Annotated in this window: 19 protein-coding genes; 2 read left to right on the forward strand and 17 right to left on the reverse strand. The window is 43.8% G+C overall.

The features are described from left to right. Window positions 1–38: 38 nt before the first annotated feature. From sufD to FZ941_RS07815, 6 genes are all read right to left on the reverse strand, one after another. Window positions 39–1,301: a Fe-S cluster assembly protein SufD gene (gene sufD, locus FZ941_RS07785; RefSeq protein ID WP_148887457.1), complete on the reverse strand. Its 1,263-nt coding sequence runs from the start codon at window positions 1,299–1,301 to the stop codon at window positions 39–41. A 41-nt stretch (window positions 1,302–1,342) separates the two neighbouring features. After that, window positions 1,343–2,113 carry a Fe-S cluster assembly ATPase SufC gene (sufC, locus tag FZ941_RS07790; RefSeq protein ID WP_148887458.1) on the reverse strand — a complete coding sequence of 257 codons (771 nt, stop codon included), beginning with the start codon at window positions 2,111–2,113 and terminating at the stop codon, window positions 1,343–1,345. An 84-nt stretch (window positions 2,114–2,197) separates the two neighbouring features. Next, the gene (locus tag FZ941_RS07795; protein WP_148887459.1) at window positions 2,198–3,370 is read right to left on the reverse strand and encodes a glycosyltransferase family 4 protein; all 1,173 of its coding nucleotides are present in this window, start codon (window positions 3,368–3,370) and stop codon (window positions 2,198–2,200) included. Then, entirely contained in the window at window positions 3,361–4,104 is a 744-nt protein-coding gene (gene mecA, locus FZ941_RS07800) for an adaptor protein MecA (protein WP_148887460.1), read from the reverse strand. Before mecA ends, FZ941_RS07795 begins: the two co-directional genes overlap by 10 nt. Window positions 4,105–4,368: 264 nt before the next feature. Next, window positions 4,369–5,211 carry an undecaprenyl-diphosphate phosphatase gene (locus FZ941_RS07810; protein WP_125372493.1) on the reverse strand — a complete coding sequence of 281 codons (843 nt, stop codon included), beginning with the start codon at window positions 5,209–5,211 and terminating at the stop codon, window positions 4,369–4,371. A gap of 88 nt (window positions 5,212–5,299) precedes the next feature. Continuing rightward, complete coding sequence (locus tag FZ941_RS07815) at window positions 5,300–7,195, reverse strand: DUF2207 domain-containing protein (protein ID WP_148887461.1); 1,896 nt, start codon at window positions 7,193–7,195, stop codon at window positions 5,300–5,302. A gap of 130 nt (window positions 7,196–7,325) precedes the next feature. Between FZ941_RS07815 and FZ941_RS07820 the strand changes: the two genes are divergently transcribed. Both FZ941_RS07820 and FZ941_RS07825 read left to right on the forward strand, forming a co-directional pair. Then, the gene (locus FZ941_RS07820) at window positions 7,326–8,891 is read left to right on the forward strand and encodes an ABC transporter substrate-binding protein/permease (RefSeq protein WP_148887462.1); all 1,566 of its coding nucleotides are present in this window, start codon (window positions 7,326–7,328) and stop codon (window positions 8,889–8,891) included. Then, a complete protein-coding gene (locus tag FZ941_RS07825; protein WP_005591761.1) occupies window positions 8,888–9,628 on the forward strand; it encodes an amino acid ABC transporter ATP-binding protein in 741 nt (246 codons plus the stop codon). Before FZ941_RS07820 ends, FZ941_RS07825 begins: the two co-directional genes overlap by 4 nt. A gap of 93 nt (window positions 9,629–9,721) precedes the next feature. Here the strand turns inward: FZ941_RS07825 and FZ941_RS07830 are convergent, their stop codons facing one another. The 11 genes from FZ941_RS07830 to FZ941_RS10610 form a co-directional block, all read right to left on the reverse strand. Further along, a complete protein-coding gene (locus FZ941_RS07830) occupies window positions 9,722–9,937 on the reverse strand; it encodes a hypothetical protein (protein WP_001130035.1) in 216 nt (71 codons plus the stop codon). 110 nt (window positions 9,938–10,047) lie between these two features. Beyond that, window positions 10,048–10,947, reverse strand: a complete 900-nt coding sequence (locus tag FZ941_RS07835) for an SPFH domain-containing protein (protein WP_187418403.1) — start codon at window positions 10,945–10,947, stop codon at window positions 10,048–10,050. A 93-nt stretch (window positions 10,948–11,040) separates the two neighbouring features. Then, on the reverse strand, window positions 11,041–12,291 hold the full coding sequence (ilvA, locus tag FZ941_RS07840; protein ID WP_148887464.1) for a threonine ammonia-lyase IlvA: 1,251 nt from the start codon (window positions 12,289–12,291) through the stop codon (window positions 11,041–11,043). Between the two features lie 66 nt (window positions 12,292–12,357). Beyond that, entirely contained in the window at window positions 12,358–13,380 is a 1,023-nt protein-coding gene (ilvC, locus tag FZ941_RS07845; RefSeq protein ID WP_148887465.1) for a ketol-acid reductoisomerase, read from the reverse strand. A gap of 64 nt (window positions 13,381–13,444) precedes the next feature. Then, entirely contained in the window at window positions 13,445–13,921 is a 477-nt protein-coding gene (ilvN, locus tag FZ941_RS07850; RefSeq protein ID WP_005591757.1) for an acetolactate synthase small subunit, read from the reverse strand. After that, a complete protein-coding gene (locus tag FZ941_RS07855) occupies window positions 13,914–15,614 on the reverse strand; it encodes an acetolactate synthase large subunit (protein ID WP_148887466.1) in 1,701 nt (566 codons plus the stop codon). The genes ilvN and FZ941_RS07855 overlap by 8 nt, the downstream gene beginning before the upstream one ends. A gap of 161 nt (window positions 15,615–15,775) precedes the next feature. Beyond that, window positions 15,776–16,375 carry a response regulator transcription factor gene (locus FZ941_RS07860; protein WP_148887467.1) on the reverse strand — a complete coding sequence of 200 codons (600 nt, stop codon included), beginning with the start codon at window positions 16,373–16,375 and terminating at the stop codon, window positions 15,776–15,778. Beyond that, window positions 16,372–17,478, reverse strand: coding sequence for a sensor histidine kinase (locus tag FZ941_RS07865; protein WP_148887468.1), 1,107 nt, complete (start codon window positions 17,476–17,478; stop codon window positions 16,372–16,374). Before FZ941_RS07865 ends, FZ941_RS07860 begins: the two co-directional genes overlap by 4 nt. Window positions 17,479–17,482: 4 nt before the next feature. Next, the gene (locus tag FZ941_RS07870) at window positions 17,483–18,217 is read right to left on the reverse strand and encodes an ABC transporter permease (protein WP_148887469.1); all 735 of its coding nucleotides are present in this window, start codon (window positions 18,215–18,217) and stop codon (window positions 17,483–17,485) included. Window positions 18,218–18,229: 12 nt separating this feature from the next. Beyond that, on the reverse strand, window positions 18,230–19,105 hold the full coding sequence (locus FZ941_RS07875) for an ABC transporter ATP-binding protein (protein ID WP_148887470.1): 876 nt from the start codon (window positions 19,103–19,105) through the stop codon (window positions 18,230–18,232). Between the two features lie 183 nt (window positions 19,106–19,288). Beyond that, complete coding sequence (locus FZ941_RS10610) at window positions 19,289–19,465, reverse strand: hypothetical protein (protein ID WP_185774118.1); 177 nt, start codon at window positions 19,463–19,465, stop codon at window positions 19,289–19,291. Window positions 19,466–19,528 lie beyond the last annotated feature (63 nt).

Genomic DNA, 19,528 nt, shown 5'->3' on the forward strand with positions numbered 1-19,528 from the left:
AGACTCCTATCTACTTACACGGGACAAGGCCCAGCTTTTTATCTTTTTGCGAGAATAATATCGATATTTTCAATCATTTCATCACGGACTTCTTTAACAGGGATTTCTACAATCACTGAGCCTAAGAAGCCACGCACGACCAAGCGTTCAGCCGTCGCCTTATCAAGACCTCGACTCATGAGGTAGTACATATCTTCTGGATCCACCTGGCCGATAGAAGCCGCGTGACCAGCTGTCACATCGTTCTCATCAATCAAGAGGATCGGGTTAGCATCCGAGCGAGCCTGGTCAGACAGCATGAGAACTCGGCTTTCCTGCTGGGCATCTGCTCCTTTAGCCCCCTTGATAATATGACCGATACCATTGAAGGTCAAGGTTCCTTTTTCCAGGATAACTCCGTGCTGCAGGATATTTCCGATAGAGTTGCAGCCATAGTTAGTTACGCGGGTATCAATTCCCTGAACTTGCTTACCGCTGGAAAGAGCCACCACTTTCATATCCGCATGGCTGCCCTTACCATAAAGGTCGCCATCAAAGTCAGCCACGACATTGCCTTCGTTCATAACGCCGATGGCCCAGTCAATCATGGCATCATTATCCAGCTTGCCACGGCGGCTGATATAGGCTGTTACATTTTCGCCTAGGCGGTCAATGGCTGAAAACTTAATCTGGGCACCTGCTTGGGCAATGACTTCGACAGTGATATTAGCTGTTACTGGAACAGAGCCCTCGCCGTAAGTTTCCAAGCGTTCCAAGTAGTTAACCTTGGAATGCTTGCCCGCGATAATCAAAATATGCTTGTTAAAAGGAACATCGCTTTCGCTGTCCTGATAAAAAATTCCTTCAATCGGCTGGTCAATCTCAACATTGTCCGGCACATAAAGCACCGCACCGCTATTGAAAAAAGCCGTATGGTAAGCTGCCAATTTATCCTCGTCATACTTGACTGCGGACATAAAATGCTTCTCTACCAACTCTGGAATCTCTTCCAAAGCAGAGTGGAAATCAGTGAAGACCACACCTTGGGCTGCCAAATCTGCTGGCAGCTGCTCAAGGACTGTTTGAGTTCCCATTTGGATAAACTTGAGATTGTCTCCAAGAGCCGTAAAATCTGGCACACTGGTCAAAGGCTCGCTATCAGAAATCCGTCCGTCTCCCAGATTCCAGCGGTGAAATTTAACCCGCTCAATAACTGGAAAATCCAGTTGGTCCATCTTGTCAAAAGCCTGCTGACGGAGATTAGCCAACCATGCTGGTTCTGCGTGAAGCTGTGAAAATTCGTGAATTAATTCTTTCGTCATGTCATTCTCCTATCTTTTATCAAAGTCAAAAGAATGTTTGACTAAGCTTCCTCAGTGTAGTTGAAGCCCAACTCTTCAGCCAACTTAGCATAACCCTCTTTCTCCAAGCGGATTGCCAATTCTGGACCGCCAGAAAGAACAACTTTCCCCTCCATCATGACATGAACTACATCTGGAGTGATATAGTTGAGCAGGCGTTGGTAGTGGGTGATAATCATCGCACCAAAACCTTCACCACGCATAGCGTTGACCCCTTTAGAAACGACCTTAAGCGCATCGATATCCAGACCTGAGTCAATCTCATCCAAAAGCGCAAAAGTTGGCTCTAGCATAAGCAACTGCAGGATTTCATTGCGTTTTTTCTCACCACCTGAGAAGCCTTCATTGAGGTAGCGCTCAGCCATTTCTTCTTTCATGTTGAGCAGTTCCATCTTTTCATCTAGTTTAGTAATGAAGTCACGGACAGAGATTTTTTCATCGTCTTCCTTGCCAGCATTCATGGCCGCACGGAGAAACTCTGCATTGGTAATGCCAGGAATTTCACTAGGATACTGCATCGCAAGGAAGAGTCCCATACGAGCACGCTCGTCTACTTCCAGCTCCAAGATATTAACCCCATCAAAAAGCACCTCTCCTTGAGTTACTTCGTAGTTAGGATTGCCCATGATGGCTGCAGATAGTGTAGACTTCCCTGTTCCATTTGGTCCCATGATCGCTGCAACTTCTCCTGTTTTCAGCGTCAAGTTGACTCCCTTAAGAATTTTCTTCCCTTCAATTTCAACATGAAGGTCTTTGATTTCCAATACAGACATGATTGTTTTCCTTTCCTTTTTGGCAATTTATGCTTTCTTTAGTATACCAAAAAAAAGCCCAAAAGGCTTTTATTTTGTTTAGAACTATTCTTGTTTGTGTTTCTTTTGGTATCTTTTCTCTCGGACTTCTTCTCGATAAGAAGAGTTCCCGATAAAACGCAAAATATTGAGCAAGGGCGTCCTCTGCGGCCCTAGAACACCTATTAGTTCTACTAAGAGTTCAACACCTAGCAGAAGGCCAATCACGAGGAGGAGTCCGCCGATACGAGTCGATACATTTAACAGGAGGGAAATCATTGAGAAAATCATCGAAATCCCATAGATAACCAGAACTGTTCCCCGATGTGTCAGCCCCAAAGATAAGAGCCTATGGTGAAGGTGGTGACGGTCAGGCTGGTAAAATTTCTGGCCAGACAAAGTCCGACGAACGATTGCTAAAAAGGTATCGGTAATCGGCACACCCAAGATAATCATAGGCGTGACAATCGCTACTGCCGTTGCATTCTTCAAGCCTTGTAGAGACAGGACCGAAATCATAAAACCGATGAAAAGAGCGCCCGTATCCCCGCCATATATAATGGCTGGATGATAATTGTAAGGAAAGAAGCCAGCAATAGAGGCCACTAAAACCAAGATGGTCAGGGTCAGGAATAAATTATGACCCGGTAAGAAAAAGTAGGAAACAATGCCCATGGTCAGCAAGGAAATAATGGAGACTCCGCTGACAAGACCGTCCAAACCATCCATGAGATTGACCGCATTGGTAATGGAGACAATCCAGAGAATAGTCAAAATGAAAGATAGCCAAGGTGGGAAAAAGAGATGGGGACCTCCAAAAGGAATCTTAAAATCATCCAAGCGGAAATCCGTCAGCCACCAAATCAGGCAGGCAGCCAGCACAATCCCCCCTAACTTCATCAGGGGACTTAATTCTTTAATATCATCGATAAGCCCCGTCAGGGCAACAATCAAGCCCCCCAGCACCACCGGCCAAATATAGTCAAAATAAGTCTGTTCAAAAAAAGTGATGCCAACAATCTGCGGCATGAAGACCAAAGTCGCCAAGGTAAAAGCTGCCACAACCGCCAGTCCGCCTGCACTTGGCATGGGCTTTTTATTGATTCGTCGAGCATTAGGATAGTCGACTGCATCCATTTTAAAAGCCAAGAGCCGAACTAGGGGAGTCAGCAAAACTCCGACAAAAAATGTCGCTAGCAGCACCAAAATGAACTTCAATGGAAAAGCAATCATACGCATTCAACTTTCTGCAACTGTTGGATGGCTTCTGTCACCAAAAGCAGACGTCCGTGTTCTTGTAGGACAGAACGTGTAATATCTGTATCCTCAGCAAATTCACGCATTTTAGCCAGTAACCAAGCTGGATAAAGCTCTGGTTGCTCTTCCAAATCTACCAAAATAGTTAGGTAGTAGGCAGAGTCATATTTATAGAGTTCTGACAGGTCTATCGGATAGTCAACCGTTTTGGCGAAAGAAACTGCACTCTGCAAATCAGTAAATGACAAAATATAGTAGACATAACGGTCTAGATTCTCTTCCCTATCTTCTGAAGAATCTACAGAGGCCTCCTGATCAGCCTCTGCTGCCTCTAAAGATTTGACCGCCTCAAGGTCATCCTTACTCTTTTCAAAGATATTTTTCTCTAAAGTCTTTAAGAACTCATCTGGAGACATCTGGCTGAGCTCATCCATGTCTGGTAGATTGCCCAAATCCTCAAAATTTAAATTCTTATCAATCTTCGATCTCGTCACAAAGACATCCAGCTTGTCTGGCTTAGGCGTCACTCGAAAGCTCAGCATGCCACTGTCTAAAAAGCTTTCCGGCATTTCCAGCTCATCCAAGATGGTATAGAAAAATTCTTCTGTTTTTTCTTGGGGAACTAGGAAATCTGCAATTTCCATTCCGTGTTCTTCCAAATCTTCCAACTGGATGGTGATTTTAATCGTCGAATCATTAATCTGTTTCACTTCCATCTCATTAACCTCATACTTTCATAGTCTTTCTATTATACTAAAATTCTAAACTTATTTCAAAAAAATAACTGGTCAAATAAGAAAAGAGAGTGGGACAGAAATCGGTAATTCGTTAGAATTCGATTTCGTCGTCCCACCTCCGCACAGTTGAGTAGGGCCGTAAAAGCTGATGAAATCAGCGTAGTAGAGCCCACTCAACCACTGCGTCTTGCTCTACAATCCAAAGACAATTGAGAGGCTAGGACTTTTGTCCCAGCCTCTTGATTAGCCAATAATAACCTTGATCAGACCGTAAACCAACAACAGGGCTCCGAGGCCGATCCGATATTTACCAAAGATTGTAAAGTCATGATTCTTGACATAGTCTGTTAGGAAGCGAATCACGTAAAGACTGACTCCGAAAGCCACTCCCATAGCTACCAACAAAAGGAATAATTGGTCGAAGCCTAAAGAATTGCCCTTGATGATAAATTTCAGGATTTTCAGCCCACTTGCGCCAAACATGATTGGAATACCCAAGTAGAAAGTAAACTCTGTTACAACAGATCGGCTGACACCATTCAAGAGACCACCGACAATGGTCGCACCTGAACGGCTAGTTCCTGGAAAGAGGGACAAGACTTGGAAAAGACCGATATAAAGAGCTGTTTGATAAGGAAGTCTACTCAATTCTGTAACGGTCGGTTCCACCTGCTCTCGTTTTTCTAGATAGATAAAGGCTACCCCGTAGATAATCAACATGATCGCAACGGATACCAGATTATAAAAATGTGCTTCAAACCAATCGTCTAGGAAAAGACCGATGATTGCGGCTGGCAAAGCAGCAACGACTACCTTGGCCCAGAGCTGCCATGTCAGCTGAATTTGACGAGCTGTTTTCCCTGGTTTAAAAGGATTGAGCTTATCAAAATAAATCACCACAACCGCCAAGATTGCTCCCAGCTGAATGACAACATTGAACATTTCCATGAAGGCCGGATTTTCATTTTTATACTTAATAAAATCTTGAATCAGAATCAAGTGGCCAGTACTCGAAATGGGTAGCCACTCTGTAATTCCTTCAACAATTCCATAAATAATGGACTTTAAAATTTCAATAATAAACATAGATAACTCCTAAAACAACTTTAGCATTTATTATACCACATATTGGAGGAGAGGAAAAGCTTTCTCAAGGGCTTTAGCAAGCTTTTTATCAAAAGGCTCCGCCCCCGCCGCCTCCACCGCCACCAGAGAAGCCACCTCCTGCTCCGCCGCCCGATGAAACAGAAAAATGACTGGCCGTCGAGGCAATGTGTCCATAATTTGAAAAACTATGGGAACTTGCGTAGAAAATAGGATGAAGATTGTATTGTATATAAGTATTCATAGACGCGTTTTCCAAGGAAATCTGACGCAGCTTCATGACCCGACTAACACGATCTGCATAGCCAAATAGGGTAGCATAGACCAAAAGCCGGTTCCACAGGACAATGCCCTCCACCTCGGTATCGTATAGGCGAGCGATGTAGCGTAGCATATTCGCAAAGCTATTCCAGAGATAGAAATCATGGGCTCCCTCATCGCTCAAGACACCATCCCGCTGATATAACTGCAAGGCTCTGCCCAGCAGAACGGTCAACACCGAAGCGACAACTGCAAGCGGAAGATAGGACCAAATAAAACCGTCTAGCTTGATCAAATAGACAAAAAATGTCAAGAGAGACAAGACGAAAGCAAGGAAACTTGCCATTAGAGCCAACCAGAAGAGAAGCTTTTCTCCTCGTTTCAAAGGACGATAGTGATCCAGCAAGTTTAGCTCCCGAATCTCCTTTAATACTTGTTCAGACAAAAGGTTTAAATCAGTTGAAAAGCGATTTTTTATTCGATTGCCTATTTGGCGGATTCGTGCTTCATCTGTTGATTTTTTATTTTTATAAAGGTCTTCTGAAATCTGATAAGATTCAAACAAGTCTGCTACAGCTGCCTGTTTATGGTCGCCAAATGCCATCTGTAGGAATTGACCTTCAAACTCTGACAAACCTTTTTTAGAAGTTGGTTTCAAGATTGGCTTGTCTGCAGTTCCTAAAAGCTCGATATAGCCTCGATCCATCAAATCCAGCAAGGTTGCCTGCACTAGATCTTCAAATTTTAAATGCGCCCGTCCGCCACTGGTCGGATCGACTTCTCTCATATCCACAGCAAAGATATTAGCCGCTACAATGAGGGGAGCCAGATCTTGCGGAGCTTCATAGAGGCGAGCATCTTTTGGAAATGCTTGGCTAGGACGAATCTTAATCCGAAAGATCAGATAAAATATTCCCGAAAGCATCAGCAAGAACAAGGCCAAAAGAGGCAGATAAACTTCTCCCAAGCGATGATAAAACTGGTTCTTGGCTACAATCTCTTCCTCAACGGCTTGAAAAGTCTGTAGATAGTCGGTCGCTCTCGGATCCTCTGCTGCCTGATGCAGAGCTTGACGATGCCAATATCCATGCAGTTCAACCTTCTTCCTGCTAGGCAAATGAGATAGCTGAATCTGATAAACACCACGATTTTCATCTATAGTGGCCGATTGGCCAAAATAACCTGTATGGACATACATGTCCGTTAAGGTCCAAGTTCCCAGACCCCAAACCTTAATCGTCACATTTTGCAGCTCTTCTTCCCAATCACTGATCGGCGTCCATTTGAGCTCTGCAATATCTTTATGGAGAAACAGAAGATTGGTCAGGTTCCATGTGACTGTTACTTTGACCGTGTCGCCTTCTTTACCCGCATTGTAAATCTTAACCTCGTAGCCATCTCCTAAATCCGTGACTCGTGGCTCAAAGTCATATTTTACGACTCCATTCGTTTTCACGGAAACTTTTGGATCTGAATCAATAGCAAAGCCTTCTGGCATCTTTCCCGCTGAGCCTAAGGAGACCATCTGGCCATTGTAATCATCATCAAAATGATAGGTCACCTCTTCTGTATAGGTGGCTGTATTATCGGCGTGGATCTCCAAATCTCCTTGATACGACTGGATTTGATAGTCTAAAGCTGACACCGTTCCAGCAAAAAATAAACTCAAAAAAAGAATAAAAATCCCTGACAAGTACCTTTTCATAAACCAAAGTCCTTTTCTAAATCTTTATCCTATTATAGCATTTTTCTCAAGTAAGGGCTTACCGGGATTGAAAAGTCGAATATTTTTCGGTAGAATAGAAAGAACTATTTTAGAAGGACTAGGAGAGAATATGAAAAAATTCATTTTAACCTTATTGACAGCCCTCCTCGTCTGTCTGGGAACCTTTACCGTAGCCCAGGCAGATGATTACCTTAGAATTGGGATGGAAGCGGCCTATGCCCCTTTCAACTGGACCCAAGATGATGATTCGAATGGCGCTGTCAAAATCGAAGGAACAAATCAGTATGCTAATGGCTACGATGTCCAAGTTGCCAAAAAGATTGCTCAGGAAATGGGCAAAGAACCTCTAGTTGTGAAAACTTCTTGGAACGGACTGATTCCAGCCTTGACCTCTGGTAAAATCGATATGATTATCGCTGGCATGAGTCCAACAGCTGAACGGAAAAAAGAAATCGCCTTTTCTAACAGCTACTACACCAGTGAGCCTGTTATGCTGGTTCGAAAAGACGGCAACTACGCCAATGCCAAGACCCTCAAGGACTTTAAAGATGCTAAAATCACCTCCCAGCAAGGTGTCTATCTTTACAATCTGATTTCTCAACTGCCAGGTGCCAAGCAAGAAACGGCAATGGGAGATTTTGCCCAAATGCGTCAAGCTCTAGAATCTGGTGTTATTGACGGATACATCTCTGAACGTCCCGAAGCTCTAACAGCTGAAGCTGCCAACTCTAAGTTCAAAATGATTCAATTCAAAGAGGGCTTTAAAGTTGGCGAAGAAGATGCCTCCATCGCCGTCGGCATGCGTAAAGACGACAGTCGAATCGAGCAAGCGAATGCAGCTATCGCTAAACTCTCAACGGATGACCAAACGCAACTGATGGATCAGATGATTAAAAATCAGCCTGTAGATACTGACACCGACGATGCAGAAGATACATTCTTCAACAAAGTTTTTAAGATTTGGAAGGAGAATTGGCCGCAGTTCTTACGCGGAGCTGGTTTGACCTTGCTCATTTCCATTACAGGGACAATCGCTGGCCTCCTCATCGGTTTGCTGATTGGGGTTTATCGGACAGCACCGATTTCAAAAAACAAGGCTTTAGCCTTCCTACAAAAACTATTCGGTTGGTTCCTCAATGTTTACATTGAAATCTTCCGTGGTACTCCTATGATTGTACAATCCATGGTTATCTACTATGGAACAGCTCAGGCTTTTGGTATTTCGATTGACCGGACAGCTGCAGCCATCTTTATCGTTTCTATCAATACTGGTGCTTACATGAGTGAAATTGTCCGCGGTGGTATCTTTGCCGTTGACAAGGGACAATTTGAAGCGGCTACTGCGCTAGGAATGACCCACGGTCAAACCATGCGCAAGGTTGTCCTGCCACAGGTAGTCCGCAACATTTTGCCTGCAACGGGTAATGAATTTGTCATCAATATCAAGGATACCTCTGTCCTCAATGTTATCTCCGTGGTGGAGCTTTACTTCTCAGGAAATACCATTGCAACTCAGACCTATCAGTACTTCCAAACCTTCACCATTATCGCAGTCATTTACTTCGTCTTGACCTTTACCATCACTCGAATCCTACGTTTCATCGAGCGGAAGTTTGACACAGATCATTACACAACAGGTGCCAATCAAATGCAGACGGGAGAATTGAAACAATGACCGAAACAATTTTAGAAATTAAAAATCTCAAAAAATCCTATGGAGAGAACCAAGTCTTGAAAGACATTTCTCTGACTGTCCACAAGGGCGAAGTTATCTCCATTATCGGAAGTTCAGGTAGCGGGAAATCAACTTTTCTCCGCTCCATCAACCTCCTCGAAACACCTACTGCTGGCGAAATTCTCTACCGTGGCAAAAATGTCTTGGATGAAAATTACGACCTGACTCACTACCGCGAAAAATTAGGTATGGTGTTCCAAAGTTTCAATCTTTTTGAAAATCTCAATGTGCTAGAAAACACCATCGTAGCTCAGACAACCGTACTCAAAAGAGAGCGTGCTGAAGCAGAAAAGATTGCCAAAGAAAATCTAGAAAAGGTCGGTATGGGTGAGCTCTACTGGCAAGCCAAACCTAAACAACTTTCAGGTGGACAAAAACAGCGGGTTGCCATTGCGCGTGCGCTTTCTATGAACCCTGACGCTATCCTTTTCGATGAGCCAACTTCAGCTCTTGACCCAGAAATGGTCGGTGAAGTCCTGAAAATCATGAAGGAATTAGCTAAAGAAGGTCTGACCATGATTGTCGTGACCCACGAAATGGAATTTGCCCGCGATGTTTCCAGCCGTGTTATCTTTATGGATAAGGGCGTCATCGCAGAAGAAGGCACTCCACAAGAATTCTTTACCAATCCTAAAGAAGAACGAACCAAGGAATTCCTACATCGCTTCTTGAAATAAACAACCAATCAAACAAACAAGACGGAAAAAGATACATCCGCCTTGTTTTTTTATTCGCAAAATAAAAAAGCGGGTTTCCCCACTTTTTGAAGATTAGTCTTCAAACTTTTCGTGATTCTTATCGTAGAAATCAATCAAGCCAAGAGCTGTTTCAAAAGAAATATTCTTTACTTTTGCACGTCCTTGAGCAAGAGCAATAATTGACATTTCACGCGCGTTTGTTTCTTTACTAATACGGTAACCTGTAATTTTTTTGTCACGAACCCATCCAACGACTGACTCTACTTTTTCAAAATTTGATTTAGCCATTTCTTACTCCTCTCTAACTTATTTCGAATACTAATATAATGGTTTTTATACAGTTTGTCAACTTAGAAAAACCAAAACAAACAAATTAAATAATTCTGAATATTCTATATTTATTTAGCTTTGAGGGCTGAAAGGATCTGGGTGCGAATACTCTCCACTCCATCAGGATTTGCTGGAAGGAAGATCGTGTTATTTCCTTGCTTATCTGCAAAATTATTCAAGGTATCTAGATATTGGTTGGTCAAGAGAATGGACATGATTTGCTCTTCTGTCAGTTCAACATTGGCCCCTTTAAGTTCTTTGATGGAGTCAGCTAAACCATCTACAATCGCCTTCCGCTGCTCTGCAATACCGACCCCGTGAAGGCGGTCTTTCTCAGCCTCGGCCTCTGCTGCAGTTACAATTTTAATCTTATCTGCTTCTGCCAATTCCTGAGCTGCCACCCGTTTGCGTTGAGCCGCGTTGATTTCGTTCATAGACTGTTTAACTTCTGCATCTGGCTCAACCTTAGTAATCAAGGTCTTGACAATGATGTAGCCATAAGTCGACATTTCTTCTGCCACCTGTTTTTGAACTTCCAGGGCAATCTCATCTTTCTTTTCAAAGAGCTCGTCCAAGGTCAGTTTAGGAACAGAAGAACGCAGGGCATCTTCGATATAGGACTTGATCTGCGCTTCTGGTCGCATGAGTTTATAGTAGGCATCTGTGACATTGTGTTCATTTACGCGATACTGGGTCGCAACATTCATGGTCACAAAGACATTATCCTGAGTCTTGGTCTCGACAATAATCTCGCTCTGCAGCAAACGCAACTGGACACGAGCAGCAATTTTGTCAATTCCCAAAGGCAAACGAACATTCATCCCACTTGTACTAGTCTTGTGGTAGCGGCCGAAACGCTCAATGATGGCAACAGACTGCTGGCGCACGACATAGAGCGAGCTAAATGCTGCTAAAACACAAAGAATGATAAAAAAGAGAAAGAAGAAAAAGAAGAAATTAAAAAACATAAGATCATCTCCTTGATTTAATATATTATATTCTAGCACAGTCCTCAATCGCTTGCAATCAAAAAGCGGACTTTTGCTAAAATATTTTTAGGATCAGACTAACATGTTGTAAAGCGTTTCATTTCCGTTTAGATTGATGAAGGAAGGATCAAAATGCTCGATTCGATTGATCAGACCTGCATAGTCATGCTTATTGGCCAAGGCAATCCCAATCAGGACCGGTCCGGTTCCTTTGCTGGCCCGCTTGATGTATTCAAATCGAGTAATGTCATCATTTGGCCCTAAGATATCATTTACAAATTCACGTAAGGCACCTGGCCGCTGCGGGAAATTTACTACAAAATAATGCTTGATGCCATCATAGATAAGGGCACGCTCTTCCATTTCAGGCATACGGTTAATGTCATTATTTCCTCCCGAAATGATACAGCAGACAGTTTTTCCTTTGATATATTCTCGCAACACTTCCAAGGCTGCCACGCTAGCTGCACCAGCAGGCTCTGCGATGATTCCTTGTTTAGAATAAAGATCAATCAAGGTTTCTGAAATCAATCCTTCATCAACCCCGATAAGTGTTTCTACATTCTTCTTCGTTGCTTCATAAGTAGAAGCCCCTACCTTTTGGACTGCGATACCGTCCGCAAATTTGTCAATTTCATTGAGTTTTACAGGACCGCCTGCTTCAAAAGCCGCTCTCATACTGCGGGCCCCATTCGCCTCTACCCCGATCACTTCAATTTGTGGCTGACTTTCCTTGATGTAAGTGGATACTCCTGCGATGAGACCGCCGCCTCCTACTGGTACCAAGACCAAGTCTAAATCGATGGACTCCCGAGCTGCACTATCTAGGATTTCATAAGCAACCGTTCCCTGACCAGCTTGGACATATACATCATCAAAGGGATCAATAAAGGTCCGATTCTCCACTCGTGTGAATTCCATAGCTGCCCGAGCAGAAGCGTCGAAAGTATCTCCTACCAACTTGATGGTCACAAAGTCACCGCCAAAGAAGCGAACCTGCCCAATTTTTTGCTGGGGAGTCGTGATGGGCATAAAAATGGTCGCTGGAATTTTCATCTCATTACAAGTGTAAGCGACCCCTTGAGCATGATTGCCCGCAGAAGCACAGACAACCCCACGTTCACGTTCTTCCTCGCTCAACTGAGAAATGGCATAATAGGCACCACGGATTTTGAAAGAACGGACACTTTGGGCATTTTCTTTTTTAAGATAGACCTTTGCCCCATACTTCTCTGACAAGTAATGATCATAATCAAGCGGTGTATTGACGACAACATCTTTTAATACCTTATGAGCACGGACGATATCTTTTGCTGTTAACATTCCTTTTCCTTTCCAAATGAGGTAAACAAACTCAGCTGGGATACCAGCTGAGTTTTCCACACAATCTTAGTTGTAGATCTTGAAAGCATCATCGTCGTTTTTACCAACGAATGGCATTGCTTTACGCAATTCTGCACCGACTTTTTCAATTTCAAGGTTAGCTGCTTGTTCACGGTAAGCAGTGAGTTTTGGACGTCCAGCTTTATAGTCATTTACAAAGTCATTTGCAAATTTACCATTTTGGATATCTGCAAGAACTGCTTTCATGTTTTCTTTGACTTGATCAGTAATCACACGTGGACCTGATACATAGTCACCGTATTCAGCAGTGTTTGAAATAGATTGACGCATTTTCTTGAATCCACCTTCATAGATTAAGTCCACAATCAGTTTCATTTCGTGCAGCACTTCAAAGTAAGCTAATTCTGGTGCATAGCCTGCTTCGGTCAAGACTTCAAATCCTGCTTCGATAAGAGCTGTCAAGCCACCGCAGAGAACGGCTTGTTCACCAAAGAGATCTTCTTCTGTTTCTTCTTTATAAGTTGTTTCAAGCAAACCAACACGAGCTGCACCAACACCTTTACACCAGTCCATCGCGATATCTTTGGCATTGCCAGTCGCATCCTGATATACCGCGTAAAGAGCTGGAACACCGAAGCCTTCTTCAAAAGTACGGCGAACCAAGTGACCAGGACCTTTTGGTGCACACATGAAGACATCTACATCTGCAGGAACTTTGATAAATTCAAAATGGATATTGAAACCATGAGCAAAGCCAACTGCGTTACCAGCTTCCAAGTTAGGAGCGATTTCTGTTTCGTAAAGTTCTTGTTGGATTTCATCTGGAGCCAAGATCATGATAACATCAGCCAATTTAGCAGCTTCTGCTACTGTGTATGTAGCAAAACCATCTTCTTTAGCCTTGTCAAATGACTTACCTGGACGAACACCGATAATCACATCGTGGCCTGTATCACGCAAGTTTTGTGCATGAGCATGACCTTGTGAACCATAACCGATAACGGCGATCTTTTTACCGTCAAGTGCTGCTACTTTTACATCTTTTTCGTATTCCATTGTTACTGCCATAATGTTTACTCTCTTTTCTATTTTTATTGCCTCTTAGGCGGTTTTAACAAATTAAAGATTTCGTTTAATCACGGGTAAAGCCAGTTGCCCCAGTCCGTGCGATATTGCGAATGCCGTAAGGACGGATGACTCGTAAGAGGGCCTCGCTCTTTTCTGCATCGCCCGTCATCTGGATAGTGATCGAGCTTGGCGCCACATCGACTACCGTTGCCCGGAAAGGCTGGATAATGGCCAAGATTTCTGCACGCTTAGCAACCGGTGCTGATACCTTGATCAAAATAACTTCTCGCTCTAGGTGAGGATGATCTGTAATATCTCGCACCCGAATCACATCAATCTGGCGATTAAGCTGCTTGATAATCTGCTCCACTTCATTGAGGGAATTTACATCAATGATAATGGTGATCCGAGAAACATTTTCATCCTCGGTCGCACCTACAGAGATACTTTCGATATTGACCTGACGTCTGGAAAGCACACCAGTGAAGCGGTTCAGAACACCCGAACGATTTTGGAGTTTAGCTGTCAACATTCTACGCATGGAACTTCACCCCCAACATCTCATGATTGCTCTTGCCAGCTGGCACCATTGGAAGCACATGCTCCTTGCGAGAAATATCTACCTCGATAAACATCGGTATATCTTCCTTTAGGACTTCCAAATCTTGAGCAATGGTCTCGGGATTATCAAATTTATAGGATTTGACACCATAAGCCTGAGCCATGAGCTGAAAATCTGGCAAACTGTCAAAGACTGACTCGGAGGTCCGACCATCATAGAAGGCTTCCTGCCACTGACGAACCATCCCCAACGAATGATTATTGAGCATGATAACCTTAATCGGAATCTTGTAGATATTTAGGATAGCCATCTCTTGATTGGTCATCTGGTAGCCGCCATCTCCAACGAAGAGAACTACTTCCTTATCTGGATTGGCAATCTTGGCTCCAATCGCTGCTGGAACACCAAAGCCCATGGTTCCCAGACCACCAGACGTAACTAGCTGACGCTCGTTGCGATAAGGATAATACTGGGCTGTCCACATTTGGTGCTGGCCAACGTCCGTTACCACAATAGCGTCTCCCTTGGTCAACTCACCCACGCGCTCAATAACAGCCTGAGGTTGGACAACTCGTTCCTTCTTATCATAGGAGCGCACCCGCTCCTTGTTTCGTGTCACCTTTTCTATCCACTTGCTGGTATTGTTGTGCACCTGCTCTTCTTCAAGCAACATTTGCAAAGCTTTCTTGGCATCTCCTACAATAGGAATATCCACGCTGATGATTTTACCAATCTCTGCTGGATCGATATCAATGTGGGCTACCTTAGCACTTTTAGCAAAGGTCTTAGGATTACCAGTCAGACGGTCATCAAAACGACATCCAATGCTAATCATGAAGTCTGCTTCCGTCATAGCAATATTAGCCGCGAAAGAACCATGCATGCCACCCATACCTAAGAACAAAGGATGATCTGTCGCAATCGTTCCCTGACCCAACAATGAGGTCACTACTGGAATCTGATACCGCTCTGCAAAAGCAACCATCTCCGCTGCTGCTCCTGCATAGCTAATACCGCCACCAGAAAGAAGAACGGGTTTTTTAGCCTTAGAAAGCTGTTTAAGAATCTTCTTAATTTGTAATTCATTAGGCTCAATTGTTGGTTGATAGCTTGGCAGATGCAACTGAGTGTCATAGATAAAGGCCGTATCTAGAGCTGAGACATCCTTTGGCAAATCAATAACGACTGGCCCTGGACGACCTGTGGTCGCAATATGAATGGCCTCCGTAATGATTCTTGGTATATCTGCCGTCTCCCGTACCTGATAATTGTACTTAGTGATGGGAGTAGTAATACCAACAATGTCGGCTTCTTGAAAGGCATCCTTACCAATGCCTGGCGTCGCTACCTGCCCAGTAAAAACCAAAAGGGGAACACTGTCACTCATCGCATCGGCGATCCCAGTAATGGCATTGGTTGCCCCCGGACCACTAGTTACAACGGCCACACCAATTTTCCCAGTAGACTTAGCGTAGCCTTCTGCTTCATGAACACACCCCTGCTCATGGCGACCAAGAATATGGCGGATACCTTTAAAGCTATAAATAGCATCATAGAGGGGCAAGACTGCACCACCAGGATAGCCAAAAATAGTATCAACACCAAGATTCTTCAAGGTTTCCAAGACCAGCTGCGAGCCGGACTTAGGAGTTTCTAATTGGATTCTTTCCATATTTCCCCTTTCATTTATTTACAATTTTCTAAAAATTCAAAAAGCTTTCTACTATGATAACATTTTTGAAAAAAATTGCAAGTATCGCGGATGTTTTTTTTCATTCTGATTGAAAAAGATAAGAAAATCCCGCTAAATCCGAATGTAGCGAGATAATTATTTTATATCCATCCTTGTTCTTGAGCAATCCGGACAGCTTCTGTGCGATTGTCTGCTGCTAGCTTGGTCAGGATGGTCGACATATAGTTACGAATAGTGCCATTTGATAAATAGAGTTTTTCAGCAATTTCTTTATTAGAAAGCCCAGTTGCTGCTGCCTCTAAGACTAGAAGCTCCTGATGGGAGAGGGGATTTTTATGAGTCATCAGCACTTCCATGAGTTCAGGTGAGTATTCTTTTTGCCCAGCTAAGACAGTGTGGATAGTCTTCATCAGGTCTGCAATGCTCCGCTCCTTGAGTACATAGGCATCAACATCCGCCTTGACAGCCCGCTCAAAATAGCCTGGCCGCTTAAAAGTTGTCACAATGATGACCTTGACAACTGGCTGGTGTTCCTTGATCCATTCTAGGACGTCCAGTCCCGTCTGATAGGGCATTTCCACATCCAAGATGGCCACATCGACTGGATTGGTCTTGAGCAGCTCAATAGCTTCACGACCATCTGCCGCTTGATAAACTACTTCAACATCCGGTTGCAACTGCAAGAGCTGGCTAAGGGCATCCCGCAGCATACTCTGGTCTTCTGCTAATAATAACTTCATCGCTCGTCTCCTCTAATCCTATATGGCAAGTGCACGCGAATAATGGTTGGCTTGTGATTGCTGATGACCTCCACGCTACCGTCAAGTCCCTCCAAGCGCTCACGTACCGAATGCAAGTCTTGGTCCGTCACTTGCTTAAAGCCTCGGCCGTCATCTTCAACTTCCAAGATCAAATCTTGATCCTGACTATACAAATTAATTCTGGACTTCTTGGCCTCCGCATGCTTGATAATATTAGTTGCTAATTCCAATAAAATCATACTAATGGTAAACTGCATTTCTGTAGGAATGCTAGCAACATTGAGCTGATTATGAAGCTCCAAGTCAATATCGCTCATTTCCAGCATGGTTCGGATTGTTGCTAATTCTTCATCCAGCGTCCGCGTCTTGAGATTCTCTACAATCCGTCGAACATCTGCCATGGCCTGCTTACTGATTCGTCGTACTTCCTCCATCTCTTTCTCCGCCTGCCCGTAGGCCTCCATTTGCAGGAATTGCTGGGCCAGCTCTGTCTTGACGCTGAGCATGGCAAAGGTATGGCCCAAACTATCATGTAAATCCCGTCCGATTCGATTGCGCTCATTTTCCGCCAAGAAAAGATTGAGCTGGGCATTTTGCTTACTTTTTTCTTCCTTGAGCTGTTCAGCAACTTGGATGCGATGCAGACCCAAGGTCAAGAAATCCGAAAAGAGGAAAGTCGTCGAGAAAAAGACCAGATAGCCTGTGCTAAATTGCTGCTGCATATACAGCCCGACCAGAAGAGCCGGTTGGACAGCCAAGAAACTCCAAAAGCGCCAAGATTTAAGGGAAATCTCATTGTAATGATAAACAAGAAGGTTGGACAAATAAAAAATATACCACACAAAGCCCACATTCAGCCAAATGGGAGTGTAAAAAATGTAAGCAAGCATGCCCCACCAGGACAGAGCCTGGTAGAAAGGCTTTTTCTCCGTGAGGATGGTGTAATAGGCCCCGATAAACAATGCTGTCCAAAGCAAAGTCAAAAGCGGGTATTCACCACTGATGACACCCGCTATCGGAAAGATGATAAAGACCAGAGAAATATGAAACATATGATGTATGTTTTTGAACTTTTCCCACATAGAATTATTTAACCTCAATCCGTTTTTTGAGCTGAAGGACTAAAATGCTAAAGAAAATGGTGTAGGCTAGAACGATTAGCATGGCAGAGACATTCCAGTTATGGTGTTCCAAATAGCCAGAAACCACCTGCATGAGCTGATAGCTTGGCGTTAACTTGCCGATAGATTGCAACCAGTCTGGGAACATGGTCAGAGGAAACCAAAGCCCACCCAAGACTGCTAAAGCCATATAAACGATATTGCCTACGACCGACATGAGCTGGGCACTGGGCAGGAGACTAACCAAGACGCCCATGGCGATAAAGACCATACTGCCAACCAAAAGAATTAGGGCAATCACTAGCCAGTCCATCATGGGCATATTGACTCCACGAACGAAATGTCCAACAGAGAAGACCACGATGATGGAAAGCAGAAAGGTCAGTAAAGTACTGAAAAGCTTTGATATATAATATTCTACCATAGAAACGGGCGAATGCTGAATCAATTTTTGCCAGTTATTGGTCTTGTCCGACTGCAAGGTGCTAGGAATGCTAAAAAAGGCACTAGACATGATACTAAAAAGTGTCATAGAAAAGAGATAGGTTCGGAGCACAAGCGCCGGTATATCAGAACCTGACATTATTCCTGAAAAGATCAGATAGAAAACGCTGGGTAGCCCGATAGAGAGCAGGTAGTAGGCCGCCTGCCGCTTCATCAAAATTAGCTCCATTTTCATTAAACTTGCCATATTTTTCATGATGCTGCTCCTTTACTCTTGTGTCGTCTCAAAAATACTATCCAGCAGGGTGCGATTGCGGACTTCGATTTCTTCAATCGTACAGCCATGCTCCTGCAGAATTTGCCAGACCTGACTGGCGTCCTTGGTCGCAAAGGATAAGGCCTTTTGCTTGATTTCAATCTCTGTCACACCAGCTATCTTTTCCACAACTTCTTTATAGGAAAGGGGCAGGGTGAAGTGTTTTTCCTGCTCTTCCTTGCGCATGGCATAAGGCGTGGTGTCGCGGATCAGCTCTCCCTTATGAAGCACCAAAATCCTGTCAGCTGTATGCTCCACTTCTTCAATGTAGTGGGAAGAATAGACAATAGTCACGCCTTGCTTCTTGAGCTGATCCACAATTTCCCAGAAATGCTGGCGGGTCGAGGTATCCATAGCCGAAGTCGGTTCATCCAAGAAAAGAATCTTCGGACGGCCAATCAAGGCTAAGATAAAGGAGAAGAGGCGTTTTTGACCACCAGAGAGCTTGGAAGCTAGCTGGTTCTTCTGCTTGTCAGAAAAGCCCAACAAGGCATCGATTTCCTCTTCGGACAGGCTGTTAGGATAGATAGAGCGAAAGAAAGCAAGGAGTTCCTTGACTTTCAAATCTCCCACCACTGTATTTTCCTGAGGCAAAATGGCAACCATCTCTTTTAATCGATTATCTGTTGGTTTTAGCCCTTGAACCAGCGCTTGGCCAGAAGTCAGGAATTTATCGCCTAGGAGACAGTCCATCAGAGTTGTTTTGCCAGCTCCGTTGGGGCCAATCAAAGCCATACAATCCCCTTCTTCAATGTCAAAGGAAATGTGGCGCAAAATCTCCTTCCCCCGAATACTTTTAGATAACTTTTTCACTTCAATCAATTTCATGATCTTCCTCCTTAATAAAATCATAGATGAGCGGCCAGATGACAAAGACAACTAGAATCACTCCCCATACTCCTATATAAAATTGCCGGGGTAGAAATTCCAACAGAAAACCCGGTATCATCTGAAAACACCATACACCCATTGCAACTCCAATGAATAAGAGGGGCAAGCGCTTTTTCATTTCTACTTTCCCCTTTTGCTTAACTTAGCCACTTCCTTTAGGACATAGCTAGCCATTCCCAAGCTAGCAAAAATCTCCCAAGGAAAGCGGTAAAGACCTACTCCGCTCATTCTTGCTAACTGGTAAAACATCATCCCAACAAGACTCAAGACTGCTACCTTTATCAACCATATTTTCATGTAACTACTCCCTATTTCTTCATTTCTTACTTGTATTATAAAACTTCCTGCCTCTTCCGACTA

The sequence above is a fragment of the Streptococcus sp. Marseille-P6264 genome (genome assembly GCF_902460355.1).
Classification (GTDB): Bacteria; Bacillota; Bacilli; order Lactobacillales; family Streptococcaceae; genus Streptococcus.